This is a genomic window from Brevundimonas sp. (genome assembly GCF_035999125.1).
Classification (GTDB): domain Bacteria; phylum Pseudomonadota; class Alphaproteobacteria; order Caulobacterales; family Caulobacteraceae; genus Brevundimonas.
Genome location: NZ_DASYGX010000011.1, coordinates 132966 through 158571, shown reverse-complemented (window position 1 = coordinate 158571; position 25606 = coordinate 132966). Strand labels below are relative to the sequence as shown.

Below are 25606 nucleotides of genomic sequence, written 5' to 3'. Positions count from 1 at the left end.
TATCCACCGAGATGACAGAAACCGCCGACATCGCCGCCGAACGGGCCATGGATGAGTTGCTCGTGCTGTCGGCGCAGCTGGGCGACCGGGCGTCCTTCGAGCGGCTGGCCACGCGCTGGAACCCGAGACTGACGGCGCATGCCCGTCGGCTTCTCGGAGAGGCCGAACCCGCGCGCGATGCGGTCCAGGCCGCATGGGTGGAGATGGTCCGGGGGCTGAAAGGCCTGCGCGACCCGGCCGCCTTTCCGGCTTGGGCCTATCGCATCGTCACGCGGCGTTGCGCGGCCGTGATCGGCGGGCGTCGCCGCGACCGGGCCCTGGCCGTGGACGCCGCGCGGGAGGCGGCGATCGTCGTGGAGGACGCGCCGGCGCGGGACGCGGCCGACGACCACGCCCGCCTGCGCGCCGCCGTGCGCGCCCTGCCGCCGGATCAGCGGGCGACCGTCGCCCTGCACCATTTCGAGGGGCTGTCCGTGGCCGAAACGGCCGTGGCGCTCGACGTTCCCGCGGGCACGGTGAAGACCCGCCTGATGCATGCGCGGCGCAAACTGCGCACCACGTTGGAAGGAGATATCCATGACTGACTTCGACCGCCAAATGGACGCCGCCGTCTCTGCCGAGGAGCGCGAGCTTCTGGCCCGTATCGGGGAAGGGCCGGGCGTCTTCGCCCAGATTTTCGGCCTGTTCCGCGGCTCCACGGCCTGGATCAACCTGCTGATGATGGTCGTTCAGAGCGTGCTCTTCGTGCTGGGCGTCTGGGCCGCATGGCGCTTTTTCCAGGCTACCGACGCGCTTGTGGCGCTGCGCTGGGGCCTGCCGTCGGCGACGGCGCTGTTGATGGCCTTGATCGTCAAGACGTCGATGTGGCCCGTCGCACAGATCGGACAACTGCGCCTGGAACTAAAGCGTCTGAAGCTGGAGCTGGCGCGCCGCTGAAGCGCCTCAGACGGGGTGCGTCTGGTCCGGCTTCGTCGGCGCCGGCTCCGGCGTGGAGGGCACGTCGGGCAAGGGGATGAACTCCTGATCGTCCTCGGACGGCAGGGCCATGCGACCGGCCTTCCAGTCGGCCTTTGCCTGATCGATCCGCTCCTGCTTCGAATGGACGAAGTTCCACCAGATGTGGCGCGGCCCCACGCTTTCGCCGCCCAGCACCATGACGGTCGAGGGCCGGACAGCGCGCACGGTCGGCTCGGCGTGCGGCTCCAGAACGACCATCTGCCCCTCGCCGAAGGTGCGGTCGCCGACCTCGATCTCCCCCTTGGCCACGTACAGCGCGCGCTCGGCCATGCCGCCGGCGCCCTTGCCGGGCGGCGGCGCCGTGCGGACCTCGGCGTCCATTTCCCAGTGCACGTAGAACAGCGGCGACGAGACCGGCACGGCGGCCTTGGCGCCGTAGGCCTCGCCCGCCACCAGGCGCGCGAACAGGCCCTGGTTGGAATAGCTGGGCTGGTCGCCCTCGCCGTGATGATGGAAAGCCGGCGCGGTTTCCTCCAGTTCCTCCGGCAGGGCGATCCAGGCCTGCATGCCGTGCATGGGGCCGCCCCCGCTCTTCTTCAGCGGGTCGGTGCGCTCGGAGTGGACGATGCCGCTGCCGGCCGTCATCCAGTTCACCTCGCCGGGGCGGATGGCCTGGGTCGCGCCGGTGTTGTCCCGGTGCATGATCTCGCCCTCGAACAGATAGGTCAGGGTCGACAGGCCGATGTGCGGATGGGGCCGCACGTTGATGGCCTCGGATCCCGGGGCGAATTCCGCCGGCCCCATCTGGTCCAGGAAGATGAAGGGCCCGACCATGCGCCGCGCGTGGAAGGGCAGGATGCGCCCCACCTCGAACCCGCCCAAGTCCTTCTTCCGGGCCTGGATCACCATCTCGATCATGCGGTCGTCCCTTCAGTCGAGCGCCAGCCTCATGACCCGGGCGGGCGCCATGTCCGGCGATTTCGGCCGGCCCTCGCCGTCGAAGTCGCTCCACTGGGATCGGGCCACGAACACCAGAGCGCCGTCAAGAAGGACGCCGTTGGTCGGCTCGTCTATCGCCGGAAGGTTCGCGACCAACACCTCTATCCGCTCAATGACCGTCCAGTCCGCGTTCAGGTCGATGCGCAAAACGCGCTGGGGCGCCGTGCCGTTCTGCAGGGCGAGGATCGCGCCGTCGTGAGCGACTAGGCCGTCGATTCCGATCAGGGAGGCGTCGTCGGGCGCCGACGCGCGGATGGCGGCCCCCGTCACCACGTCGATCCGCCACAGGCCGGAAGGATAGTCCGCCACGACGAGCGCCCGCCCATCGGGTGAGAGCACGATCCCCTGCGGCGAGCCCAGCGTGCCCGGCGCCAACAGGGTCTCGACCTCGCCGTTCCCGCGGCGCAAGACCAGCACGGCGCCGCGCGCGGAGTCCGACACGAACACCGTGCCGTCCGACGCCACGGCCAGATCGCCGGGCGAGGCCTCCGCGCCGCCCGGAAGGTCGAACCGCGCCAGAACGCGGCCCGTCGCCGGATCGATGCGCAGCAGGGCGGGCGCGGGCGGCGCGGCGCCGGCCGGAAGGTCCGCCACTGCAGGCGGCACGGGCGCCGTGGCGGCCCACAGCCGGGTCCGCCCCGGGGCCCAGGCCATACCCAAGACGCCGCCGAGGTTCAGGGCGTCGCCGAGGAAAGGCATCGTGGCTCCCGATCCGTCCACGGACAGGATGGTGCGCCCGGCGATCTGTGAAACCAGCCATCGGTTGCGCGCGGCGTCCCACACGACGGCCTCGGTCAGGCCCGATCCTGCGACCTCGAACAGCGGCGTCAGTCGGTCCGCCCCGACCGGCTCGCGGTTTCGCGCCAGCCGTGCCTCCGCCCCGGCCAGCGCGGGCGTGCCGGCCAGCGGCGCGAGGGTCCGGTCCGCGGCCGGATCGAAACTCAGGCCGTGCCCGGCATAGCGTTCCACCAGCACGACGGCGTCCGCCGTACGACCCTCGCCCATAGCCAGCCTGGCCCGCATCAGGGTCAGGCCGGGATGTCCGGGATTGCGCGCGTCCGCCTCGTCCAGCCGGGCGCGGGCGGCGGCCATGTCGCCGGCCTGAGCCGCCGCGGCGCCCTCGGACCTCAGGCGGAAGAAGGCGGCGACGTCGCCTTCCGCATCCTGTGCCAAGGCGGCAGGCGCGGTCAGACAGGCGACGGCGCAGATCAGGGTGGTCAGGCGCATCCGGCGGTCTCCCCTCGAGTTCGGGAAAGCTGCGCCATTCATCGCGTCGCGGCTACTGAACGATCGGCAATGTGTCGGAGTCAGGCCACGTGCGGCGTGACGAGGCCAAGCGGCAACGTCGTCACGTTCTTCACGCCGCGGGTGACGATGTGGCTCTCGCAGTCGGAGACGATGCCCAGGGCGAGCAGCTTCTCCCGCAGGAACTTGTCGAAGGCGTGCATGTCCGAGGTGACGATGCGCAGCACATAGTCCTCGCGCCCGGTGATGGTGGCGCACTGCACCACCTCCGGCCAGGCGGCCACGGCCGACTCGAACCGCTCCAGGTTTTCGGTCGAGGGCAGGTTCAGCTTGACGATGGCGTAGACCTCGAAATCCAGGCCAAGCTGCGCCGCGTCCAGCAAGGTCACGCGCTTGAGGATCAGCCCTTGGTCCTCCAGCCGCTTGATCCGGCGCCAGCAGGGCGAAGCGGACAGCCCGACGCGATCCGCCACCTCCGCGACCGACAGACCCGCGTCGTGCTGCAGGATGTCCAGGATGCGGGCGTCGATGGCGTCCAGCTCTTCGGCCAAGGCGTTTCTCCGAACGATGATTCAGCGCAATGAAATAGCGTCAAATGGCGATATGCAAGTCAGATTTGAGCGAGCCTTCCCGCGCACCCTCGTGCTAATGCACCATCGAGGAAACGCGGTCGGATCAACCGAACGGGATCGATGATGAAGAAGCCAAATGCCCCGGCGCTCAGCCTGCGCGTGCCCGAGCCCTCGGGCCGGCCCGGCGACGCCCCGGACTTCAGCCACATCAAGCTGGACGCGCCCGGCGCAGTCGATCGCCCGGCGGTGTCGACCGCCCCGTTCGACATGCGCGACCACGCCTTCAAGCTGGTGCGCGTGCTGGACGATCAGGGGAATGCCGTCGGCCCCTGGGACCCGAAGCTGGACCCGGAGACCCTGCGCAAGGGTTTGAAGGCCATGATCCTGACCCGCGCTTTCGACGACCGGATGCACCGCGCCCACCGTCAGGGCAAGACCAGCTTCTACATGAAGTGCACCGGCGAGGAGGCCATCGCCGTCGCCCAGGGCATGATCCTGAACCGCGAGGACATGGGCTTCCCCACCTATCGCCAGCAGGGGCTTCTGATCGCGCGCGGCTATCCGCTAGTGGACATGATGAACCAGATCTACTCGAACGCGGCGGACCCGATCAAAGGCCGCCAGCTGCCGATCATGTACTCGTCCAGGGAGTACGGCTTCTTCACGATCTCGGGGAACCTCGGCACCCAGGTGCCCCAAGCCGTCGGCTGGGCCATGGCCAGCGCCTACAAGGGCGACGACAAGATCGCCATCGCCTGGATCGGCGACGGCGCCACGGCGGAGGGCGACTTCCACAACGCCCTGACCTTCGCGGCCGTCTATCGCGCGCCGGTGATCCTGAACGTCGTCAACAACCAGTGGGCCATTTCGTCCTTCATGGGCATCGCCGGCGGGCTGGAGACGACCTTCGCGTCCAAGGCCATCGGCTATGGCCTTCCGGCGCTGCGGGTGGACGGCAACGACTTCCTGGCCGTCTGGGCCGCGACCCAGTGGGCCGAGGAACGGGCACGGACGAACCAGGGCGCGACGGTGATCGAGCTGTTCACCTATCGCGGCGCGCCGCACTCCACCTCCGACGACCCCAGCCGCTACCGCCCGGGCGACGAGCACGAGAAGTGGCCACTGGGCGATCCGGTCGAGCGCCTGAAGCAGCACCTGATCGCGCTCGGCGAATGGTCCGACGAGCAACAGACCGCCGCCGAGGCCGACGCCGTCGAACAGGTCCGCGCCGCCGGCAAGGAGTCCGAGGCCATCGGCACCCTCGGCCAGTCGCGCCCCAGCGTTAAGACGATGTTCGAGGAGGTCTACGCCACCGAGGACTGGCGCATCACGGAGCAACGGCGCCAGGTGGGGGTCTGATCATGAGCGACAACGCCGTCTTCACCGAAGCGGACCGCACCGACGGGGTCGAACCCGACATGGTCGACGCCAAGAACGCCCCGAAGTCGATCGCGCCGCAGTCGGGCACGCAGGCCATGAACATGATCCAGGCGCTGAACTCGGCCCTGGACGTGAAGATGTCCGAAGACCCCGACGTTCTCTCGTTCGGCGAGGACGCGGGCTATTTCGGCGGCGTCTTCCGCGTCACCGACCACCTGCAGAAGAAGCACGGCCTGACCCGCAGCTTCGACGCCCCGATCAGCGAATGCGGCATCGTCGCCGCCGCCATCGGCATGGGCGCCTACGGCCTGCGCCCGGTCGTCGAGATCCAGTTCGCCGACTACATCTATCCGGCCTACGACCAGATCGTGTCGGAGGCGGCCAAGATGCGCTACCGCTCCGGCGGTCAGTTCACCTCGCCGATCACGATCCGCAGTCCCTATGGCGGCGGCATCTTCGGCGGCCAGACCCATAGCCAGAGCCCCGAGAGCCTGTTCACCCACATCGCGGGTCTGAAGGTCGTCATCCCGTCCAACCCCTATGACGCCAAAGGCCTGCTGACCGCCGCCATCGAGGACGACGATCCGGTCGTCTTCTTCGAGCCCAAACGCCTCTACAACGGCCCGTTCGACGGCTGGCACCAGAAGCCGGTCTCGCCGTGGAAGGCGCAGGAACTGGCCCAGGTCCCGACCGGCAAACACGTCGAGCCGATCGGCAAGGCCCGGGTGATGCGTGAGGGCAACGACGTCACCATCCTGGCCTATGGCACCATGGTCTGGGTCAGCCTGGCGGGCGCCGAGCACGCGGGCGTCGACGCCGAGGTCATCGACCTGCGCACCCTCGTGCCGCTTGACGTCGAGACCATCGAGGCCTCGGTGAAGAAGACCGGCCGCTGCGTCATCGTGCACGAGGCGCCGAAAACGTCCGGGTTCGGCGCCGAGCTGTCCGCCCTGGTTCAGGAGCGCTGCTTCCATTGGCTGGAGGCCCCGATCGCGCGCGTCACCGGCTGGGACACGCCCTATCCCCACGCCTTTGAGTGGGAATACTTCCCCGGCCCGCAACGCGTGGCCGACGCCCTGAAAGTCACGATGAGCGGGGGCCGCTGATGGGTCGCTTCGTCTTCAAGCTGCCCGACGTGGGCGAAGGCACCGCCGAGGCCGAACTGGTCGGCTGGCACGTCAAGGTCGGCGACGTGGTCGCCGAGGACCAGATCGTCGCCGACGTCATGACCGACAAGGCGACGGTGGAGATCACCGCCCCGGTTTCCGGCAAGGTCACCGCCGTCCACGGCGAACCCGGCCAGATGATCCCCGTGCGCGGGCCGCTGGTGGAGTTCGAGGTCGAGGGCGCGGGGAATGCGTCGGCCGACGAACCGGCTCCGGCACCTGCGTCGAAGGGCGAGCCTGCGCCCGCTCCGGCCGAAGCGCCGAAGCCCGCAGCGGCATCGGCCGCCCCCGCCGCGGCCGACGGCGCCAACTACGTCTTCAAGCTGCCGGACGTCGGCGAAGGCACGGCCGAGGCCGAGCTGGTCGGCTGGCACGTCAAGGTCGGCGACGCCGTGTCCGAGGACCAGATCCTGGCCGACGTGATGACCGACAAGGCGACGGTGGAGATCACCTCGCCCGTCTCCGGCGTCGTCGTCGCCACCCACGGCGAAGCGGGCCAGCAGGTCGCCGTCGGCGGGCCGCTGGTGTCGTTCAAGGTCGAGGGCAAGGGGAATGTGGCGTCCGCGCCTGTGACTCAGAGCCCCTCCACCGCTTCGCGGTCCCCCTCCCCATCCGCAAGCGCGGACGGGGAGGAGACGGCGGCCAAGTCTCCTCCCCGCGCTGAAAGCGGGGTGAGGGGGGCCGCCAGAGGCGGTGGAGGGGCTCTTGCCGCCCGCTCCTTCTCCGAACGCGGCCAGCGCCCGCTGGCCTCGCCCGCCGTGCGTGCCCGCGCCCGCGACCTGGGCATCGAGCTGCAGTACGTCCCCGGCTCCGGCCCCGCCGGCCGCATCGAGCACGGCGATCTGGATGCCTACGTCGCCTCCGGTGGGCGCGGGTCGTCCGTATCCGGAGGATCGGCCGGCTCCACCTACGCCAGGGCCGAGGGCACGACCGAGACCCGCATCATCGGCCTGCGCCGCAAGATCGCGGAGAAGATGGCCGAGAGCGTCCGCCGCATCCCGCACATCACCTATGTGGAAGAGATCGACGTCACGGCGCTGGAGGAGCTCCGCGCCCATCTGAACGCCGAGGCGAAGAAGACGGGCAAAGGAAAGCTGAACGTCCTGCCCTTCATCGCCCGCGCCATCGTCGTGGCCTTGCGCGACCAGCCGACCATCAACAGCTGGTACGACGACGAGGCCGGCGTGCTGACGACGCACAATGCGGTCCACCTGGGCATCGCCGCCCAGACGCCGAACGGCCTGATGGTGCCGGTCGTGCGCCACGCCGAGGCGCGCGATCCGTACGACACGGCCGAGGAGATCGCCCGCGTCTCCGGCGCCGCCAAGTCGGGCAAGGCCAGCCGCGAGGAGCTGTCGGGCTCGACCATCACCATCACCTCGCTGGGCACCCTGGGCGGCGTCGCCCACACGCCCATCATCAACCACCCTGAGGTCGCCATCGTCGGCCCCAACAAGATTCAGGAACGGGTCGTGGTCCGCGACGGCCAGATGGTCGTTCGTAAGATGATGAACCTGTCCTCCAGCTTCGATCACCGCATCGTCGACGGCCACGACGCGGCGGTGTTCGTGCAGCGCATCAAGGGCCTGCTGGAGCACCCTGCGACGCTGTGGATGGGGTGAGGACGTGAACGGCTGGATCATCGCAATCCTGCCGCTGATCGGCGTCCTGATCGGCGCTGGCTTGCAGTACCTGTCCAGCACGTCTCTTGAGCGGCGGAAGCATCTCAGCAGCCTGCGGGCCACGGCCTATGCTGATTACTTCCGAGCAGTGTCGACCCTGGCAACTGCCGGCCGATCTAGCACCGCCGTCGCAGCACTGGCGGACGCCAAGAGCCGTATCGGTCTGTATGGGTCCCCGCGAGTTCTCAGTCGGCTCGCCGAGCTTGAGCGCTACGGCGCAAACCTCTCTTCTCCTGACGCCCGATCCGCCATTCTCGATGTCGTTCTAGAGGCGCGGAAAGACACGACATCCAACGACGCCTCTGTCGACGAAGCGGATTTAGCCCTGATCCTGTTCGGACAGGATCCGCTTTCGCCTCGAAAAGTGAAATGACCTGATGACCCAGACCCTCACCCCCAAAGTCCTCATCATCGGCGCCGGCACCGGCGGCTATGTCGCGGGGATCCGCTGCGGCCAGCTGGGGCTGGACACCGTGCTGGTCGACGGCGGCGACGGGCTGGGCGGGACCTGCCTGAACGTCGGCTGCATTCCGTCGAAGGCGGTGATCCATGCGGCGAACAAGTTCGAGACCGTCAGCAAGGCGGCCGACGGCGGGACGCTGGGCATCACGGCGTCCAAGCCGGCGATCGACCTGAAGGCCACGGTCGCGTGGAAGGACGGCATCGTCAAAAAGCTGAACGGCGGCGTCGCGGCCCTGCTGAAGAAGGCCAAGGTCAAGGTGGTGAAGGGCTGGGCTGAGTTCAGCGACGCCAAGACCTGCACGGTCAGGACCGCCGAGGGCGACGTCACGATCACCGCCGAACACGTCATCCTGGCCACGGGGTCGGAGCCGGTCGAACTGCCCTTCCTGCCCTTCGGCGGCGACGTGATTTCGTCGACGGATGCGCTGTCGCTGGACAAGGTGCCGGGCAGGCTGGTGGTCGTCGGCGGCGGGTACATCGGGCTGGAGCTGGGCATCGCCTACCGCAAGCTGGGCGCCGAGGTGACGGTGGTCGAAATGGCCGACCGCATCCTGCCGCTCTACGACAAGGCCCTGACCGATCCCGTCGCCAAGTGGATGGAGAAGCACGGCGTCACCCTGATGCTGGGCGCCAAGGCGGGCGGCTTCGAGAAAGGCGCGCTGAACGTCACCGACAAGGACGGCAATGCGGTCAAGCTGAAGGCCGACAAGGTGCTGGTCACCGTCGGCCGCCGCCCCCGCACCAAGGGGTGGGGTCTGGAAAACATGGGCGTGGCCATGGACGGGCCGTTCGTGAAGATCGACGACCGCTGCGCCACTTCGATGAAGAACGTCTGGGCCGTCGGCGACCTGACCGGCGAACCCATGCTGGCGCACAAGGGCTCGGCCCAGGGCGAGGTGGTGGCCGAGATCATTGCCGGCCACGACAAGCGCTTCGACCCCGTGACCATCGCCGCCGTCTGCTTCACCGAGCCGGAGATCGTCTCCGCCGGCCTCGGCCCGCAGGACGTCGAGGGCCGCGACGACGTGATCCAGGCGGTCTTCCCCCTAATGGCCATCGGCCGCGCCCTGGCCATCGAGGCGGGCGAGGACGGCGGCTTCGTGCGGGTGCTTGCGTCGAAGTCGGACCATCGCCTGCTCGGCGTTCAGGCCGTCGGCCAGCACGTGTCGGAAATGTCCAACAGCTTCGCCCAGATGCTGGAGATGGGCGCGGTGCTGGAAGACGTCGCCGGCGTGATCCACGTCCACCCGACGCTGGGCGAGGCCTTCCACGAGGCGTCCCTGCGCGCGCTGGGCCACGCGATCCATATTTAAGCGGCCCCTACCACTCGCGACGCGGTCGCTCGCTGCTTGAGGGCGGGCGCCGCGTCATTACGCAGGTTTCACCTACCTGACGGGGCTTTAACTTGAGCGCCGTCGGGGCCGGGCGCAGGGTGAAGCCACATCCACGGAACCTTCTCCCATGCGCCTGACCCTTTCCTTCGCGGCCTTCGCCGCGGCCGCCGCTCTCGCCGGCGCCGCTTCCGCCCAAGACCCCGCCACCGACGGCGAATATCGCGCCGATCTGATCAAGATCATCGAGGTCGCGGCCGACAGCCGCTGCGACGCCGACCTGATGGGCGAAACGGTTCTGTCGCGCTGCGAGGAGCAGGTCGACCAGATCGGGCCGGCGCTGGCGTCGTTGGGCTCGATCGAGATGATCACCCTGCAGGACTCCTCCGGCGAGGGCGCGACCAAGGTCGAAACCTACGACGTCACCTTCCAGAGCGGACAGACCCTGGTGTGGACCATCGGCGACAAGGTCGACGGCAAATACGAGTCCGTCGGGGTCGGCGGCTGAGCCCATGCGCCTGACCGCCGCTCTCTGCGTCTTCGCCGGCGCCTTGTTCTTCGCGGCCGCAGCGTCGGCGCAGGACCCGGCGAAGGACGGGCAGTTTCGCGCACCTCTGGGACAGATCATCGTCGCGCTGGCCGACGGCGAGTGCGACGCCGACCTGCTGGCCGCGAACTTCGTGCCGTTGTGCGAAGAGCAGCTGTGGGAAGTCGGCCAGGTGCTGCAGACCTTCGGCAGCATCACCGAGATGCGGCTGATCGACGTCGAGGGCGAAGGCGACGCTCGGCGGGAAATCTACGACGTCGATTTCTCCGCCGGGCGCACCGTCAAGGTCGGCATCGGCGCGCGAGACGCCGAGGGCAAGTTCACCAGCCTGTCGTTCGACGGGTGATCAGGCCGCCTGGGCCTGCAGGGCCTCGGCGTTGATGGAGGCGTCGGCGATGGCGGTCAGATCCTCGTCGGTCTGCGACTCTTCCTGCATGGTCTCGTCCAGCAGGGCGGCGGCATCCTTCAGGCCCATCACGAGAGCCCAGCGCTTCAGCGTGCCGTAGCGCGTGATCTCATAATGCTCGACGGCCTGGGCCGCGGCCAGCAGGCCGGCGTCCAGAGCGGCCGTGCCCTTGTACTCCTCGGCGATCTCGTCGCCCTCGGCCAGTATGCCCTCGATCGCGTCGCAGGTCTTGCCGCGGGCCGGCTTGCCGATGATGTCGAACACTTGCTGAAGACGCTCCACCTGGCCTTCGGTCTGGCCGATGTGCTTTTCGAACGCGGCCTTCAGCTCGGGCGAGTGCGCCGCGCGAACCATCTTGGGCAGGGACTTCAATATCTTTCGCTCGGCGTAGTAGATGTCGCGCAGGGTGTCGTGGAACAGGGTGTCCAGGGTCTTCTCGGCCATGGCTCTTCTCCGGTTGGCGATGCATCCGAAAGCCCCGGGGCCGAAGGGGGTTCCTATGTCGGGGAGCCGACTCCGGGCGTGTGGACGGCGTCCAGGCGGGGTTTGAGCATGCGCCAGCACTCGCAGGCAGCGGATTCGAGACCTGGCCGATCGGCGATGCGGATCACGCCGCGGCTGTAGGCGATGACCTTGCGGCGACGGAGTTGGGCCGCCGCCTCGCTGACGGTCGACCGCCGGGCCCCGATCAAGCGCGCCAGTTCTTCCTGGCGGAAATACAGCGTTTCGTTCGGCGACAGGTCGCGCGCCGTCAGGATCCAACGCGCCAGCCTGTCCGGCACCGGATGCAGCGCGTTGCACGCCGCCGTCTGCGCCGCCTGCGCCTGGTAGAGATCCGTCAGCGCCAGCAGTCGCGCCATCAGGCCCGGCCGCCGAATGGCGAGGGCGCGCAGCGGGCCGACGCCGACGACCCAGGCCTCGCCGCCGGCGCGGCACAGGATTTCCCAGGCGCACGGCCGGTCGGCCATGAAGGGGGCCAGACCCGTCAGTCCCTCGTGGCCGATGACGGCCGTTTCCACCGCCGTGCCGTCGGCGAAGCGCACTACGTTGGCGAACTGGGCGTCGATCGGGAAATGCACCTCGGTCAGGGTCGCGCCCTGCGGGACCACGGTCTGCTCCGAGGTGACCGCGACCCGCCGCAGCAGTGGGCGCAGGGCGGCGGCCTCTTCAGGTTCGAGCGCGGCGATGAACAGGTTTTCCGGCGGTTGGGGCATCCTGCCCCAACGCGCCGCGACTGCGGTCGGCTCCCCTGTGTCGCGCGGCGGGCACAAACCCGGAAGGTCGGATGCTAGACCCCTGTTCGACAGGGACACAGCGCATGCCGACCTACTTCTGCTTCATCGAGCGCGACCTCATGGGCGTCCCGCACATGGAAGCGTTGGACGCCGAGACGCCCGAGCAGGCCATGGCTCAGGCCGAGGCCCTGCTGAAAACCCACGCCAGCGGCATCGCGGCGCACGTCATCCTGGACGAGCGACGGATCGGCAGCATTCGGGCCGACCTGTCACGCGACTCCTGATCAGCCTCGCCTCAGGTCCGGCGGCGTCGCCTCTTCGGTCAGGATGCGGATGGCCTCCTCGACCGTGACCACCTCCTGCGCCTGGCTGCCCAGACGACGGATGGCGACCTCGCCCCGCTCGGCCTCCTGGCGGCCGACCACGGTGATCACCGGCACCTTGGCGACGGAGTGTTCTCGCACCTTATAGCCGACCTTTTCGTTCCTCAGGTCGGTCTCGACCCGCAGGCCGGCGGCGCGGAACCGGGCCACGACGTCCTCCGCATACGGATCCGCCTCCGACACGATGGTCGCCACCACGGCCTGCACCGGCGCCAGCCACAGGGGGAAGGCCCCGGCGTAGTTCTCGATCATGATGCCGATGAACCGCTCGAACGACCCCAGGATCGCGCGGTGCAGCATCACGGGGCGATGCTTCTGCCCGTCCTCGCCGACATATTCCGCGCCCAGCCGCTCCGGCAGGACGTAGTCCAGCTGGATCGTGCCGCAGGTCCACTCCCGGCCGATGGCGTCCTTGACGATGAAGTCCAGCTTGGGCGCGTAGAAGGCGCCGTCACCGGGCGTGATCACCGGCTCGGTCCCGGCGGCGCGGGCCGCCTCGGCCATCAGCGCCTCGGCCTTGTCCCAGAACGCGTCCGAGCCCGCCCGGGTCTCCGGCCGGGTGCCCAGGCTGATGTAGGCCGTCTCCATGCCCAGGTCCGCATGGACCGAACGGGCCAGCTCGATGAACCGCGCGGTCTCCTCGACGATCTGGTCCTCGCGGCAAAAGATGTGGGCGTCGTCCTGCACGAAGCCGCGCACCCGCATCAGCCCGTGCAGCGAGCCGGAAGGCTCGTAGCGGTGGCAGGCGCCGAATTCGGCCATGCGCAAGGGCAGCTCGCGATACGACCGCTGGCCCTGATCGAAGATCTGCACGTGGCCCGGGCAGTTCATCGGCTTCAGCGACAGCTCCTCGCCCTCGACCGTCTCGCAGACGAACATGTTGGGCCGGTACTTCTCCCAGTGGCCCGAGGCCTCCCAGAACTTGCGATCCAGCACCTGGGGCGTCTTGACCTCTACGTAGCCGGCGGCGTCCAGGCGGCGCCGCATATAGGCCTCGATGACCCGCCACAGCACCCAGCCCTTGGGGTGCCAGAAGACCATGCCGCGGCCTTCCTCCTGCATGTGGAACAGGTTCATGGCCCGGCCCAGCCGGCGGTGGTCGCGCTTCTCGGCCTCTTCCAGGCGTTGCAGATGGGCGTCCAGATCCTCTTTCGTCGCCCAAGCGGTCCCGTAGATGCGCTGCAGCTGCTCGCGCTTCGAGTCCCCCCGCCAATAGGCGCCGGCCAGCTTGGTCAGCTTGAACGCCTTGCCGACGTGCCGCGTCGAGGGGAAGTGCGGCCCCCGGCACAGGTCGATCCAGTCGCCCTGCTTGTAGAGCGTGATCGTCTGGTCCTCGGGCAGGTCGCGGATCAGCTCGGCCTTGAACTTCTCCCCCTTGGCCTCGAAGAACGCGATGGCGTCATTCCGGTCCCAGACCTCGCGCTCGAACCTGGCGTCGCGGTCGACGATGCGCGCCATCTCCTTCTCGATGGCGGCGAAGTCGTCGGTCGAGAAAGGCTCCTCGCGGAAGAAGTCGTAGTAGAATCCGTCCTCGATCGCCGGGCCGATGGTCACTTGCGTGCCGGGAAACAGGGTCTGCACGGCCTCAGCCAGCACGTGCGCCGTGTCGTGGCGGATGGTGTACAGCGCCTCCGGGTCGTCGCGCATGATCAGGCGGAAGTCGCCGCCGGTCTCCAGTTCGCGGCCCATGTCGCGCTGCTCGCCGTTCAGCTCGGCCAATAGCGCCTTCTTGGCCAACGACGGGGAGATGGACTGGGCCACGTCGCGGGCCGTCGTGCCGGGGGGAAACTGGCGCACGGCGCCGTCGGGAAATTTCAGGTCGATCATGCTTCTGGCTTCTTCGGCGGCACCGGATCGTAGCCCGATCCGCCCCATGGATGGCACTTACACAGGCGGCGCACCGTCAGCCATCCCCCGCGCGCCGGTCCATGCAGGATCAGGGCGTCGCGGGCGTAGTCGGAACAGGTCGGCAGGAACCGGCACTGCTGTCCGAAGATCAGGCTGAAGGTCAGCTTGTAGGCGCGATGCGCCAAACGAACGCCGCCCTCGTACAGGTTTCGGCCGGACACGGGTTCAGGCCGCGCCGGCGCCGCGAGTTCGCTCGGCTTCCTGCTCTTCCCAGCTCGGCTCCGCGTAATAGGGCGGACTCCAGGTCAGGCGCCGGGTGATCGCGTCCTCGATCGCGTCGCAAAGGGCCTCGATCGCCACCATGGTCGAGGCGTGACGCGCCGGATAATCTGCGACGGGCTTCAAGATTCGCAGACCCTCGAACCGGCCCGTCGGCCCTTCGCCCCCGGACTTCAGCATGGCGCGCATGGCGTCGCGCGCGGCCCTCGCCTCGGTCAGGTCCGTGCCGACGGCGTTCGCGCCCACGATCGACGCCGCCGCCTGACCCAGCGCGCACGCCTTCACGTCCTGGGCGAAATGCTCCACCTCGCCGCGCCGCCCGATCTTCACGTCCACGACGGCGCGCGAACCGCACAGCTTCGCCGTGCGCTCGCCGCTGCCCTGCGGCAGCTCCAGCCGTCCCGCGTGCGGCAGGTCCGCAGCCAGGCGCAGGATGTCCTTGGAATAGATCTCGTCGATCATGGGCGAGATATAGGACGCGCCGTCTCTGACGGCGAGCCTATTGCAGCGAGCTCCAGGTCCGCGCGCCGGCGGAGCCGGTTTCCACCCGCTGTCGGATCCAGGCCAGGTTGGCGTCGGCGACCTCGGGCGGCAGGTCGCGGCGCAGCATCCGTTCGGCCTCGGCCAGGTCGCCCTTGAGCCCCAGCACCAGAGCCAGGTTCTGGCGCACCTGCAGGCCCGCGTCCGGATGGGCGGCGGCGCGGCGCAGCAGGTCTTCGGCTGTGACCAAGTCGCCGGACGTCAGCGGGCCCATGGCCATGTTGGCCAGGATGGCGGGATTGTCGGGCGACAGCGCCAGGCCCCGGGCCCAGGCGTCGGCGGCGTCGTCCGGCCGCTTGACCTGCTCGTAGGCCACGCCCAGCAGCGACAGCGGCCGCCAATCGCGCGGGGCCAGCCGGGCCGCCCGTTCCAGATGCGCCACGCCATAGAAGGCCTGACCCCTCGCGATGTGGGCGCGTCCCGCCTCCAGCAGGGCGTCGACGTTGTCCGGCTGTACCACCAGAGCGCGCTCGGCGGCCTCGGCGGCCTCTTGATGACGGCCCAGTTCGCGCAAGGCGCGGGGCAGGGCGGCGGCGGCCTCGGGGTCGGACGGGTTCTTCTCGAACTCCTGCGACCAGAACAGCGAGCGGCTGAGCGGGTCCATCCGCTCATAGGCGGCGCGGTCGGTCGACGAAGCGCCCGCCGCCTGCTGCGCCACGGCCGGGGTCGTCAGTAGGCAGAGGGCTGTTGCGGCGAGCAGAAGGGTGCGCGACATGGGATCGGTCCGTCCGGCGTTCGGGAGAGAAGAGTCGCCCCCGCGCGTCAAGGGACCGTTAACGCTCGTGTATCCGGAGCCTCCGCATGATCGCCGCCGCCGACGTCCTGATCCCCGCCTCCGACGCCGCCCTGCCGGTGCGGCCCGCGCGCGGCGTGGACGGGCTGGGCGGGATGGCCGCGGCCTGGGCGGCGGCGAACGACTTCGGCGGCAAGCCGAGTCAGGTGCTGATCGTGCCGGGGACGGACGGAAAGCCGGACCATGCTCTGATGGGCGTCGGCGAAAAGGGCCTGGACCCCATGGCCGGGCGGTGTCTCGCCGCGAAGCTGCCCGCCGCGGACTGGCGGCTGGAAGGGTGGTCGGACGAGGAGGCGCACGCCCTGACTCTGGCTTTCTTGCTGGGGGCGTACCAGTTCGACCGCTACAAGGCGAAGTCCGGACCCCGCCCGCGCCTGGTCGCGCCCGCCGCTCTGGATCTGGACGCGACCCGCGCCATCGCCGACGCCTGCTTCCGCGTCCGCCGCATGGTCGACACCCCCGCCGCCGACATGGGCCCGGCCGAGATCGAGGCCGAGGCCCGTGAGGTGGCCAAGGTCCACGGCGCTTCCGTCGAGGTCACCACCGGCGACGCCCTGCTGAAGGCGAACTATCCCGCCGTCCACGCCGTCGGCCGCGCAGCCGCCCCGCATCGCGCGCCGCGCCTGATCGAGATCGGCTGGAATCTGGACGCCGCCGACCGCCCCTTGGTCGCCCTCGTCGGCAAGGGCGTGGCCTTCGATTCCGGCGGCCTGGACATCAAGCCCGCCGCCGGCATGCGCAACATGAAGAAGGACATGGGCGGCGCCGCCCACGTTCTCGGCCTGGCGCAACTGATCATGGGCGCGGACCTGCCGGTGCGGCTGGTGGTGCTGGTCGCCGCGGTCGAGAACGCCATCTCCGCCGACGCCTTCCGCCCCGGCGACGTGCTGCAGACGCGCAAGGGCCTGACCGTCGAGGTGGGCAACACCGATGCGGAGGGGCGGCTGATCCTGTCCGACGCCCTCGCCCGCGCGGGCGAGCATCGGCCCGACCTGACCCTCGATTTCGCCACCCTGACCGGCGCGGCGCGGGTCGCCCTGGGGCCGGAACTGCCGCCGCTCTACACCGACGACGAGACGCTGGCCGCGGACCTTCTGGCCGCCTCGGCCCGCGTCGGCGACCCGCTGTGGCGCATGCCGCTGTGGCCCGGCTACCGCACCTCGGTCGAGGCCGAGATCGCCGACCTGCGCAACGATTCCGCCGCTTGGGCCCAGGCCGGTTCGGTCACCGCCGCCCTGTTCCTGCAACGCTTCGCGCCCGATACCGGCGCCTGGGCGCACCTCGACGTCTTCGCCTGGAATCCCCGCGCTCGCCCTGGCTGGCCGGAGGGCGGAGAGGCGCAGGGAATCCGCGCCGCCTTCGACATGATGCGGTGTAGATTTCCACAGGGCTGACCGCCCGCGTTAACGGCCCTTTCGGCCTTCCGCGTCAGGATCGGCGACGAACCGGACCCGACGTTTGCCGCACGATCTCCACAGCCCGGACCCGCGCTTCCTGCCCGCGCGCCCCGACTTCGCCGCCCAGGCGCTGGAGGGGGTTTTTCGCGCGCCGGAATACCGCACTGCGGAGTCCATGCAGGCGACCGCTCCGGCGACCGACGTGTTCGACGATCAGGGAAACTGCGTCTCCCAGCTTCTCTTCGGCGAGGCGTTCGACGTCCTGACGCGAGAAGGAAATCGGGCTTGGGGCCAGTGTCGCCGCGACGGCGTGGTGGGCTGGGTCGACGCTTCCCGCCTGTCGGCGGACGTCCATGCCCCGACGCATCGTGTCGCTTCGATCGGCGGGACGCTGCCGTTGAACGCCATGGTCGATCCGACGCGCGATGCGGTCGGCGACGTGAGCCTGGCGCCGATCGGGGAGTTCGAACCGGATCCGGTCGTGGTCGCCGAGCGTCTGGTCGGCGCGCCGCATGTGCTGGGCGGTCGGTCGGACCGTGGGATCGACTGCGCCGGGCTGGTCCAGGTCTGTCTGATCGCCGGCGGCCGATCCGCACCGCGCTATGCCGACGGTCAGGCGGAAATCGGGTCGGCGGTCAGTCTTTCAGACCTGCGTCGCGGCGACTTGGTGATCTGGCCCCATCCGGTCGGCGGGGCGGGATGGAGCGGCCATGCGGCCCTGATGGTCGGGCCCGGCTCCCTGATCCACGCTTCAGGTCGTGTGGGCGCCGTCGTGATCGAGGCCATGGCGGACGCCGACGCCCGCCAGAGATCCGACGGCTTCGGCGCGCCGATTTTCAGGCGGATCTGATCGGCGTCAGCCGGCCGCGGCCGGAGAGGCCTCGGCGGTGGGCTGGGCGGCGGCGCCTTCGACCGGAGCGCCCGTCGTCGCGCCGGCTTCCGCCGCACCTTCCGCGGGAGCCGCGCCCTCGACCGGAGCGGCCGCGCCCGGCTGGCGGGCGGGGTCGGGCGCCGGGATCGGGAAACCGGTCGAGCCCTGGGCCCTCAGATAGGCGATCAGGTTGATGCGGGTCTGCTCGTCGCGCAGGCCGGCGAACGACATCTTGGTGCCCGGCACGGCGCGTTGCGGCGACGTGATGAAGGCGTCCAGCGCGTCCAGATCCCAGACTGGGGCTTCGCCGCGATGGGCGACCATGGCCTCGGAATAGGCGAACCCGCCGACTGAACCCACGCCGCGTCCCACGACGCCGTACAGATGCGGACCGATGCCGTCGGCGCCGCCGGCCGTGATGGTGTGACAGGCCTGGCAGCGGGCGAAGGCGGCCTCGCCGGCGGCCAGGTCGGCGACCGGCAGAACCGTGCCCCAGTCAATCGGCAGGGCGGCGGGGGCGGCGCCCTCGGCGGCCTCTTCCGGCACGTCGACGAAATAGCCCATCTTTTCGGGCGGCTCGGCGTGATAGAGTTCGTTGGTGACGTTCTGGACGCCGATGATCACCAAGGCGGTCGCCAGACCGGCGCCCATGATCTTGTTCCACTTCAGATCGCCGCTCATCGCGTCGTCGCATCCCACTTGTTGTCATGACCCGCGGACCGCGCGCGCCGGGGCGCGTGAAGGCGGCCTCGCCTTGCGTGGGCGTCTCTGACACGCTAGCGCCCGGTTCGCAACCGGCCCCGGCCGCGGCATGAAGGGACCGACCGCCGCATGAACCCCCTCGTGCTCATTCCCGCCCGGATGGCGGCAACCCGCCTGCCAGGAAAGCCGCTGGCGGACATCGGCGGCACGCCCATGATCGTCCGGGCCTGGGAACGCGCCATGGCGTCCGGCTTGCCCGTGGCCGTGGCGGCAGGCGACCCGGAGATCGTCGAAGCGATCCTCGACGCCGGCGGCTTGGCGGTGCTGACCGATCCGGACCTGCCGTCGGGCTCGGACCGCATTCGGGCGGCGCTGGACGCGCTGGATCCCGACCACCGCCACGACGCGGTGATCAACTTGCAGGGCGACATGCCGTTCGCCGATCCCGGCCTGTCCACCGCATGCGCAGCCCTGCTTCACGGCCAGCCGGGCTGCGACGTCGCCACACTGGTGGCGCCGGAGACCGATCTTTCGGACCGGTCGAACCCCGACGTGGTCAAGGCCGTTCTGGCCATGGAACCGGGCGAGCGGCATGGTCGTGCCCTCTATTTCACGCGATCGAGCCTTTACGGCGACGGGCCCGTGTGGCGTCACGTCGGCATTTACGGCTACCGCCGCGAGGCGCTGGAGCGGTTCTGCGCCGCCCCGCCCTCGCCGCTGGAACGCCGCGAGAAACTGGAACAGTTACGCGCTCTTGAGATGGGCCTGTCGATCTGGGCCGCGGTGATCGACGCACCACCGCTTTCGATCGACAATCCCGCCGATCTGGAGGCCGCACGGGCGCTGGTCTGACGACGGCCGCGTCAGGAGACGTCATTTGCGTCCTCTGGGGGAGAAGCGCATCAATGTGGCCTCACTTCGGGAGGGAACCATGAAACGCCTCATCGCCGCTTCCGTGGCCGCCGTCGCCTTGATGGGCGCCGCAGGCACGGCCTCCGCCCAGGACGCCACCGGCGCCGCCCTGGTCGACTACATCTTCGGCCAGCTGGAAGCCGAGTTCGGAATTTCCGCCGCCAGCCGCGCGACCGGCCGCCTGTCGCAGGGCGGCTCGACCACCGGCACCTTCAACGTGGCTTCCGGGGCCAACTACATCGTCATCGGCGCATGCGACGAAGGCTGTTCGGACCTCGATCTCGTCGTCAGAGACTCCTCGGGCAATGAGGTGGGCTCGGATTTTGAGCCGGATGACGCGCCGATGGTGGTCATCCCGGCCGGTCAGGGCGGCCGCTACACTTTCGAGGTGCAGATGGCGACCTGCGCGTCGAACTGCCACTTCGGCGTCCGCTCCTACAACGCCGGCAACTGAGCCGCCTCAGGGTTCGAACCCGTCGACCCAGGCCTGGATCAGGGTGCGGGCGATGGCGACGGGGGGCGGGGCGATCACCGTCGGATGGCGGCCGGCCAGGGCGTCGGCCGCCTCCTGACGCGTCAGCCAGGCGCTCTCGGCCAGCTCGTTCGGGTCCAGCGTCACCGCGTCGCTGTCGACGGCGCAGACCAGGCCGATCATCAGCTGCGACGGGAACGGCCAGGGCTGGCTGGAGTGGTGGCGCACGCGCGTGACGCTCAGCCCCGCCTCCTCGAACAGTTCGCGGGCGCAGGCCTCCTCGATCGTCTCGCCGGGCTCGATGAAGCCGGCCGGGGCGGACATCCGGCCGGAAGGCCACGCCGGGCCGCGTGCGACGAAGCACCGGTCCTGAAACACCGGCAGCATGATGCAGACCGGATCGACGCGCGGGAAATGCTCGGCGCCGCAGCCGGGGCAGGCGCGCCGCCAGCCCCCGCCGGTCGCCGCTGTCTCGGACCCGCAGTTGGGGCAGAACCGGTTCCGCCGCCGCCAGTCGAACAGGCTCTTCGCAGTCCCCGCCATAGCCGCGTCCGCGACGCCCAGCGCCATCGCCGCCTCGCGCAAGGGCATGCCGCCGTCCGCCACTTCGACGGCGAAGACGGGCGCGTCCTTCCACAACCCCAGAAAGACCTCGCCTCCCACCGCGCCGGCCCGCGCGTTCGCCAGGGGAGCCCAGGCCAGTCGCGGCCCGTCCGGACCAGGCTCGGTCACGGGGCCGGCGGCGTCGCAGCGCAGGGCCAGCGCCTCGGGATGGGCGGTCATCTCCGCGATGAAGGTCGGGTCGTTGCGGCGGTCGCCCGCCCGGTCCAGCGGATTGCCGGCGAAGATGTTGGGCGGCGCGTCGCTCATGCCGCCTGAATAGCGCGGCCCCGCTTGCGTCCGCGACCGCGAAATCGCATATGTGCGCCCGGAGATCGCGGGCGAAGGCTTCGCCAACCTGGTCAGGGCCGGAAGGCAGCAGCCACAACGAATTCCCCTTCGGGTCGCGGTCTCCACCTTTCCCGCATTTTTGGTTGCCCTACCGCTCGCGCCGCGCCTGCTCGCTGCTTGAGGGCGGCGTCACACCACCGCGCGTCTCAGCGCCACCAGCGCCTGATCCGTCAGGCTCGCGTCGCCGACGGCCAGGATGCGGCCGTCGGTTCCGGGCGGCTGGCCCAGCCAGTCGGTGATGCGGCCGCCGGCGGCCTCGATCAACGGAACCAGCGCGGTCCAATCCCACACCTTCAGTCCGGTTTCCGCCACCAGGTCCATGTGGCCGGCCGCCACCATGGCATAGGCGTAGGCGTCGCATCCGAGGCGGGCCAGCTTGGCCGCCGCGCGCACCTGACGCCAGGCGCCCAGTTCGGCGCCGGTGAAGATGTCGGGGTCGGTCGTGGCGATCACCGCGTCGTTCAGGCTGGGGCAGGCGCGTACCGCCAGCGGCGTCTCTGCGTCGGCCCGCAGCAGGCGCGCGCCCGAAGGGCCGCCCACGAAGATCTCGTCCAGATAGGGCTGGGCCACCACGCCCACTGTCGGCCGTCCCGCGATCCGCAGGCCGATCAGACAGGTCCACAGCGGAAGGCCGGCGACGAAGGCGCGCGTGCCGTCCACGGGGTCCAGCACCCAGACGTGCTCGGCGTCCGGCCGGTCCTCGCCATATTCCTCGCCCACCACGCCGTGATCGGGAAAGCGCTCGGCGATCAGGCGCCGCATCGCCGCTTCCGCGTCGCGGTCGGCGCGGGTCACGGGATCGCAGTCGCCGCCCGCGTTCTTGTCGTCGAACCCCACGCCGGTGCGGAACAGCGGCAGGCTGGCGGCGCCGGCGGCGCGGGCCAGATCGACGGCGAAGGCTTCGAGCTCGGTCATGGGCGGGGGCATACAGACGCCGCCCCGCGCCGTCACGACCTCAAATCAGGCGGCGTCGCCCTCGACGTGCAGCGACTTGGCCAGATCCAGCAGGCGCCGGCGCGGCTTTTCGTCGAGCTGGTAATAGGCCTGGATCAGGTCCAGCGTCTCCTTGCGGCTGTACATCTCGCCGCCGTGGTTGGTCTGAGCGGCCTCGCGGCGCTCCAAGGCCTCGGTCAGGCCGTCGTAGAAATAGCTGACGGGCGCCTCCAGGGCTTCCGACAGCTGCCACAGGCGCGCGGCCGAGATGCGGTTGGCGCCGCACTCGTACTTCTGGATCTGCTGAAAGCGGATGCCGACCTGGGCGGCCAGCTGCTGCTGGGTCAGGCCCAGCAGGCGGCGGCGGCGACGCAGGCGGCGGCCGAGGTGAAGGTCGATGTCGGTGGCCATGGCCCCAGTTCCCCTGATTGCGGACCGTCCCGAAACGGCACGGCTCGCCCCTCACGCGGCAAGGGACATGCCGGGATCGCGTGACGGGGGAGTGACGGCGTTCGGCGAACGCGCGGCGCGACGATGTTCAGTCGCGACGCAACCGCCCAGCCGCGGGCGCATTACTCAGGGCAGCTTGGCAATCGAAGGGAGCACCTAGCGTCATGAGCATCATTTTCTGGATCATCGTCGGCATCATCGCCGGCTGGTTGGCCGAACAGATCATGGGCCGCAATCACGGCCTTCTGACCAATCTGATCGTCGGCATCGTTGGCGCCGTGATCGGCGGTTTTCTGGCGAACGCCCTGGGCTTCAACTGGGGCGGCTGGATCGGCTCGACCATCGTCGCCACCATCGGCGCGATCATCCTGCTGTTCCTGCTGGGTCTGGTGAAGCGCCGGGCCTGATCTCCAGACCAGCCGAACGGAAAAGGGCGGCCCCCGCAAGGAGGCCGCCCTTCTTCATTGTGAAGAATGCAGGGGATGGGCCGGGAAACCCATGCCCCAAGCCCTTGTTCAGGGCTGCACTTCCCTCTGACGATCGCCCATGGACGAATCGTCGACCGGACGCTGGCGCTCAACACGACGACGGTCCCAGCGGCTGACCATGACGGAGCCGCCGACGTCCGCCTGGACGTCGGCCGACGCCGCCGGCACCGAGCGGACCACGCCGTCGGCGGTGCGGATCAGGACGGTCTGGACATAGCCGCGGGCGTTTCGGGTCGTGCCCACGACCGAGCCGATCACGTCGCCGTCACGCGCCCGGACTTCGGTGCCGACGGCCAGATCGGTCTGGGTCGAGACGCGGCTGGGGCGGGCCGAGATCGACGTGCCGCCGCGGGCGTCGACGCCGACTTCCGCCCCGGGCAGGGCGTCACGGGTGGACCGGACCGTGTCGCGGCCGAACTGTCGGCCTTCGCGGACCGTTTGGCCGACGCCCAGATCAGGGCGCGACACGCCGACGCCGACGTTGCCGGACACATTGCCGCCGACGCCGCCCAATACCTGGGCCGCCGCCGGGGCCGCCGACACGGCCAGGGCCGCGCCGGTCAGAAGCAGAAGTTTACGCATGGGACATCTCCCCATTGACGCCGGTCAGGGAGGCGACCGGCGCAGCGTTAACGTCCGAGGGAACAAGAGCGTTTCAGCTTGGCCGCAAACCGCTCAGTCCTCGCGGACGCGCTTCTTGCGGAACGAGGGGTTCAGCACCTGCTTGCGCAGGCGGATCGACTTCGGCGTCACCTCCACCAGCTCGTCGCTCTCGATGTAGGCGATGGCCTGCTCCAGGGACGGCCGCCGCGGCGGGGTCAGGCGCACGGCCTCGTCCTTGCCCGAGGCGCGCACGTTGGTCAGCTGCTTGCCCTTGATCGGGTTGACGTCCAGGTCGTCCGACCGGCTGTTCTCGCCGATGATCATGCCCTGATAGGTCTTCTCGCCGGCGCCCACGAACATGACGCCGCGATCCTCGAGGTTCCACAGGGCGAAGGCCGCCGTGTCGCCGTCGGAGTTCGAGACCAGCACGCCCTTCTGCCGACCCTCGATGGCCCCTTTGTGCGGTTCGTAGTGGCTGAACACGCGGTTCAGCACGCCGGACCCGCGGGTGTCGGTCAGGAACTCGCCCTGATAGCCGATCAGCGAGCGGGACGGGCTCATCAGCTGGATGCGGGTCTTGCCCGCGCCCGACGGACCCATGTCCTTCAGCTCGGCCTTGCGCTGGCTCAGCTTCTCGATGACGACGCCGGTGAACTCGTCGTCGACGTCGATCATGACGTCCTCGATCGGCTCCAGCCGTTCGCCGTTCTCGCCGGTCTGATAGACCACGCGCGGGCGGCTGATCGACAGCTCGAAGCCTTCGCGGCGCATGTTCTCGACCAGAACGCCCAGCTGCAGCTCGCCGCGGCCGGCGACTTCGTAGGCGTCGGCGCCGGCCGTCTGGGTCACGCGGATGGCGACGTTGGCCTCGGCTTCCTTCAGCAGGCGGTCGCGGATGACGCGCGACTGCACCTTGTCGCCCTCGCGCCCGGCCAGCGGGCTGTCGTTGACCGAGACCGTCATGGAGATGGTCGGCGGATCGATCGGCTGGGCGGGCAGGGCCTCGGTGACCTCAAGCGCGCAGAGGGTGTCGGCGACGGTGGCCTTCGACATCCCGGCGATGGCGACGATGTCGCCCGCCTCGGCGCCCTCGTCGACCGGCTGGCGCTTCAGGCCGCGGAAGGCCAGCACCTTGGTGATGCGGCCCTGTTCGATCTGCTTTCCGTCACGGTCCAGCGCCTTGATGGCCATGCCCGGAACTGCCTTGCCGCTCTCGATGCGGCCGGTCAGCAGACGACCCAGGAACGGGTCGCTCTCGATCAGCACGTTCAGGATCTGGAACGGCTTGTCCTTGTTCTGGGCGACCGGGGGCGGCGGCACGTGATCGACGATCAGGTCGAACAGCGGCGCGAGGGTCTCGGACTTCTCGTTCAGGTCCAGCGTCGCCCAGCCGTTGCGGCCCGAGGCGTAGATGTGGGGGAAGTCCAGCTGTTCCGGCGAGGCGCCGATGGCCTCGAACAACTCGATCGTCTCAAGATGCACCCGGTCCGGATCGGCGTGGGCGCGGTCGACCTTGTTGATGCACAGGATCGGACGCAGGCCCATCTTCAGCGCCTTGGTCAGCACGAACTTGGTCTGGGGCATGACGCCCTCTTCCGCGTCCACCAGGATGACGCAGCCGTCCACCATCCCCAGGATCCGCTCCACCTCGCCGCCGAAGTCGGCGTGGCCCGGCGTGTCGATGATGTTGATGCGCGTCTCGCCGGCCTTGCCGTTCCACAGCACCGACGTGGCCTTGGCCAGGATGGTGATGCCGCGCTCGCGCTCCTGGTCGTTGGAGTCCATGGCGCGCTCGGTGGTCGCCTCGTTGGCGCGGAACACGCCGGACTGGGCCAGCAGCTGGTCCACCAGCGTGGTCTTGCCGTGGTCGACGTGGGCGATGATGGCGACGTTGCGCAGGTTCATTCAGATAACGGGGAGGAGCGGCCGGAAACGGTCGGGCCGCGAGGTTTCGTGCGACGGTGCGGGGAGGCGCGCGCCTCTTACAGAACAACCCGCCGAA

Annotated in this window: 30 protein-coding genes and 1 other RNA gene; 16 read left to right on the top strand and 15 right to left on the bottom strand. The window is 69.6% G+C overall.

The genetic code is table 11. The annotated features are described in order from the left end of the window. Nucleotides 1-11: 11 nt before the first annotated feature. Nucleotides 12-584 carry an RNA polymerase sigma factor gene (locus VGN45_RS10530; protein WP_327462155.1) on the top strand — a complete coding sequence of 191 codons (573 nt, stop codon included), beginning with the start codon at nt 12-14 and terminating at the stop codon, nt 582-584. After that, complete coding sequence (locus tag VGN45_RS10525) at nt 577-936, top strand: DUF6768 family protein (protein ID WP_327462153.1); 360 nt, start codon at nt 577-579, stop codon at nt 934-936. Before VGN45_RS10530 ends, VGN45_RS10525 begins: the two co-directional genes overlap by 8 nt. 6 nt (nt 937-942) lie before the next feature. Here VGN45_RS10525 and VGN45_RS10520 read toward each other — a convergent pair whose 3' ends face one another. The 3 genes from VGN45_RS10520 to VGN45_RS10510 all read right to left on the bottom strand — a co-directional run bounded on the left by VGN45_RS10520 (nt 943) and on the right by VGN45_RS10510 (nt 3752). Beyond that, on the bottom strand, nt 943-1875 hold the full coding sequence (locus VGN45_RS10520) for a pirin family protein (protein ID WP_327462152.1): 933 nt from the start codon (nt 1873-1875) through the stop codon (nt 943-945). 12 nt (nt 1876-1887) lie between these two features. Beyond that, the gene (locus tag VGN45_RS10515) at nt 1888-3183 is read right to left on the bottom strand and encodes an SMP-30/gluconolactonase/LRE family protein (protein ID WP_327462150.1); all 1296 of its coding nucleotides are present in this window, start codon (nt 3181-3183) and stop codon (nt 1888-1890) included. 80 nt (nt 3184-3263) lie between these two features. Next, nucleotides 3264-3752, bottom strand: coding sequence for an Lrp/AsnC family transcriptional regulator (locus VGN45_RS10510; protein WP_327462148.1), 489 nt, complete (start codon nt 3750-3752; stop codon nt 3264-3266). Between the two features lie 141 nt (nt 3753-3893). Here VGN45_RS10510 and VGN45_RS10505 point away from each other — a divergent pair, with 141 nt between their 5' ends. The 7 genes from VGN45_RS10505 (at nt 3894) to VGN45_RS10475 (ending at nt 10687) form a co-directional block, all read left to right on the top strand. Beyond that, complete coding sequence (locus tag VGN45_RS10505) at nt 3894-5132, top strand: 3-methyl-2-oxobutanoate dehydrogenase (2-methylpropanoyl-transferring) subunit alpha (RefSeq protein WP_327462146.1); 1239 nt, start codon at nt 3894-3896, stop codon at nt 5130-5132. Between the two features lie 59 nt (nt 5133-5191). Beyond that, the gene (locus VGN45_RS10500; protein WP_349256090.1) at nt 5192-6259 is read left to right on the top strand and encodes an alpha-ketoacid dehydrogenase subunit beta; all 1068 of its coding nucleotides are present in this window, start codon (nt 5192-5194) and stop codon (nt 6257-6259) included. After that, nucleotides 6259-7941: a 2-oxo acid dehydrogenase subunit E2 gene (locus tag VGN45_RS10495; protein WP_327462143.1), complete on the top strand. Its 1683-nt coding sequence runs from the start codon at nt 6259-6261 to the stop codon at nt 7939-7941. Before VGN45_RS10500 ends, VGN45_RS10495 begins: the two co-directional genes overlap by 1 nt. A gap of 4 nt (nt 7942-7945) precedes the next feature. Continuing rightward, nucleotides 7946-8374: a hypothetical protein gene (locus VGN45_RS10490; protein ID WP_327462141.1), complete on the top strand. Its 429-nt coding sequence runs from the start codon at nt 7946-7948 to the stop codon at nt 8372-8374. Nucleotides 8375-8378: 4 nt separating this feature from the next. Continuing rightward, the gene (gene lpdA / locus VGN45_RS10485) at nt 8379-9776 is read left to right on the top strand and encodes a dihydrolipoyl dehydrogenase (RefSeq protein ID WP_327462139.1); all 1398 of its coding nucleotides are present in this window, start codon (nt 8379-8381) and stop codon (nt 9774-9776) included. A 148-nt stretch (nt 9777-9924) separates the two neighbouring features. Then, entirely contained in the window at nt 9925-10302 is a 378-nt protein-coding gene (locus VGN45_RS10480; RefSeq protein ID WP_327462137.1) for a hypothetical protein, read from the top strand. A gap of 4 nt (nt 10303-10306) precedes the next feature. After that, a complete protein-coding gene (locus VGN45_RS10475) occupies nt 10307-10687 on the top strand; it encodes a hypothetical protein (RefSeq protein ID WP_327462136.1) in 381 nt (126 codons plus the stop codon). Here the strand turns inward: VGN45_RS10475 and VGN45_RS10470 are convergent, their stop codons facing one another. After that, nucleotides 10688-11191: a ferritin-like domain-containing protein gene (locus tag VGN45_RS10470; RefSeq protein WP_327462134.1), complete on the bottom strand. Its 504-nt coding sequence runs from the start codon at nt 11189-11191 to the stop codon at nt 10688-10690. Between the two features lie 53 nt (nt 11192-11244). Continuing rightward, nucleotides 11245-11961, bottom strand: coding sequence for a Crp/Fnr family transcriptional regulator (locus tag VGN45_RS10465; protein WP_327462132.1), 717 nt, complete (start codon nt 11959-11961; stop codon nt 11245-11247). Between the two features lie 104 nt (nt 11962-12065). Here VGN45_RS10465 and VGN45_RS10460 point away from each other — a divergent pair, with 104 nt between their 5' ends. Then, complete coding sequence (locus tag VGN45_RS10460) at nt 12066-12266, top strand: hypothetical protein (RefSeq protein WP_327462130.1); 201 nt, start codon at nt 12066-12068, stop codon at nt 12264-12266. Here the strand turns inward: VGN45_RS10460 and thrS are convergent, their stop codons facing one another. The 4 genes from thrS to VGN45_RS10440 are packed head-to-tail and all read right to left on the bottom strand — an operon-like array spanning nt 12267 to nt 15747. Beyond that, entirely contained in the window at nt 12267-14192 is a 1926-nt protein-coding gene (thrS, locus tag VGN45_RS10455) for a threonine--tRNA ligase (RefSeq protein ID WP_327462128.1), read from the bottom strand. Continuing rightward, the gene (yidD, locus tag VGN45_RS10450) at nt 14189-14434 is read right to left on the bottom strand and encodes a membrane protein insertion efficiency factor YidD (RefSeq protein ID WP_327462126.1); all 246 of its coding nucleotides are present in this window, start codon (nt 14432-14434) and stop codon (nt 14189-14191) included. The genes thrS and yidD overlap by 4 nt, the downstream gene beginning before the upstream one ends. A gap of 4 nt (nt 14435-14438) precedes the next feature. Continuing rightward, complete coding sequence (locus VGN45_RS10445; RefSeq protein WP_327462124.1) at nt 14439-14954, bottom strand: iron-sulfur cluster assembly scaffold protein; 516 nt, start codon at nt 14952-14954, stop codon at nt 14439-14441. Nucleotides 14955-14991: 37 nt separating this feature from the next. Further along, entirely contained in the window at nt 14992-15747 is a 756-nt protein-coding gene (locus VGN45_RS10440) for a tetratricopeptide repeat protein (protein ID WP_327462122.1), read from the bottom strand. 86 nt (nt 15748-15833) lie between these two features. On the opposite strand from VGN45_RS10440, the gene VGN45_RS10435 reads away from it, so the two are divergent. Both VGN45_RS10435 and VGN45_RS10430 read left to right on the top strand, forming a co-directional pair. Then, nucleotides 15834-17219 carry a leucyl aminopeptidase family protein gene (locus tag VGN45_RS10435; protein ID WP_327462120.1) on the top strand — a complete coding sequence of 462 codons (1386 nt, stop codon included), beginning with the start codon at nt 15834-15836 and terminating at the stop codon, nt 17217-17219. Between the two features lie 64 nt (nt 17220-17283). Beyond that, on the top strand, nt 17284-18072 hold the full coding sequence (locus VGN45_RS10430) for an NlpC/P60 family protein (RefSeq protein WP_327462118.1): 789 nt from the start codon (nt 17284-17286) through the stop codon (nt 18070-18072). A gap of 6 nt (nt 18073-18078) precedes the next feature. Here VGN45_RS10430 and VGN45_RS10425 read toward each other — a convergent pair whose 3' ends face one another. Then, nucleotides 18079-18774 (bottom strand): c-type cytochrome, encoded by a 696-nt coding sequence (locus VGN45_RS10425; RefSeq protein ID WP_327462117.1) that lies wholly within the window; start codon nt 18772-18774, stop codon nt 18079-18081. A gap of 150 nt (nt 18775-18924) precedes the next feature. Between VGN45_RS10425 and VGN45_RS10420 the strand changes: the two genes are divergently transcribed. After that, nucleotides 18925-19647: a 3-deoxy-manno-octulosonate cytidylyltransferase gene (locus VGN45_RS10420; protein WP_327462115.1), complete on the top strand. Its 723-nt coding sequence runs from the start codon at nt 18925-18927 to the stop codon at nt 19645-19647. A gap of 79 nt (nt 19648-19726) precedes the next feature. Continuing rightward, nucleotides 19727-20161: a hypothetical protein gene (locus VGN45_RS10415; protein WP_327462113.1), complete on the top strand. Its 435-nt coding sequence runs from the start codon at nt 19727-19729 to the stop codon at nt 20159-20161. Nucleotides 20162-20167: 6 nt separating this feature from the next. On the opposite strand, the gene nudC is transcribed toward VGN45_RS10415, so the two are convergent. Beyond that, nucleotides 20168-21049 (bottom strand): NAD(+) diphosphatase, encoded by an 882-nt coding sequence (nudC, locus tag VGN45_RS10410; RefSeq protein WP_327462111.1) that lies wholly within the window; start codon nt 21047-21049, stop codon nt 20168-20170. 57 nt (nt 21050-21106) lie between these two features. Between nudC and ffs the strand changes: the two genes are divergently transcribed. Then, an RNA gene (gene ffs, locus VGN45_RS10405) (signal recognition particle sRNA small type) lies at nt 21107-21200 on the top strand. 59 nt (nt 21201-21259) lie between these two features. Here the strand turns inward: ffs and hisN are convergent. Both hisN and VGN45_RS10395 read right to left on the bottom strand, forming a co-directional pair. Next, nucleotides 21260-22045, bottom strand: coding sequence for a histidinol-phosphatase (gene hisN / locus VGN45_RS10400; RefSeq protein ID WP_327462109.1), 786 nt, complete (start codon nt 22043-22045; stop codon nt 21260-21262). Nucleotides 22046-22090: 45 nt separating this feature from the next. After that, nucleotides 22091-22474 carry a helix-turn-helix transcriptional regulator gene (locus VGN45_RS10395; RefSeq protein WP_327462107.1) on the bottom strand — a complete coding sequence of 128 codons (384 nt, stop codon included), beginning with the start codon at nt 22472-22474 and terminating at the stop codon, nt 22091-22093. 203 nt (nt 22475-22677) lie between these two features. Here VGN45_RS10395 and VGN45_RS10390 point away from each other — a divergent pair, with 203 nt between their 5' ends. Beyond that, on the top strand, nt 22678-22920 hold the full coding sequence (locus tag VGN45_RS10390; RefSeq protein WP_327462105.1) for a GlsB/YeaQ/YmgE family stress response membrane protein: 243 nt from the start codon (nt 22678-22680) through the stop codon (nt 22918-22920). A 108-nt stretch (nt 22921-23028) separates the two neighbouring features. Here VGN45_RS10390 and VGN45_RS10385 read toward each other — a convergent pair whose 3' ends face one another. Next, nucleotides 23029-23583: a hypothetical protein gene (locus VGN45_RS10385; protein ID WP_327462103.1), complete on the bottom strand. Its 555-nt coding sequence runs from the start codon at nt 23581-23583 to the stop codon at nt 23029-23031. A 93-nt stretch (nt 23584-23676) separates the two neighbouring features. Beyond that, the gene (gene typA / locus VGN45_RS10380; protein WP_327462101.1) at nt 23677-25509 is read right to left on the bottom strand and encodes a translational GTPase TypA; all 1833 of its coding nucleotides are present in this window, start codon (nt 25507-25509) and stop codon (nt 23677-23679) included. Between the last annotated feature and the right edge of the window lie 97 nt (nt 25510-25606).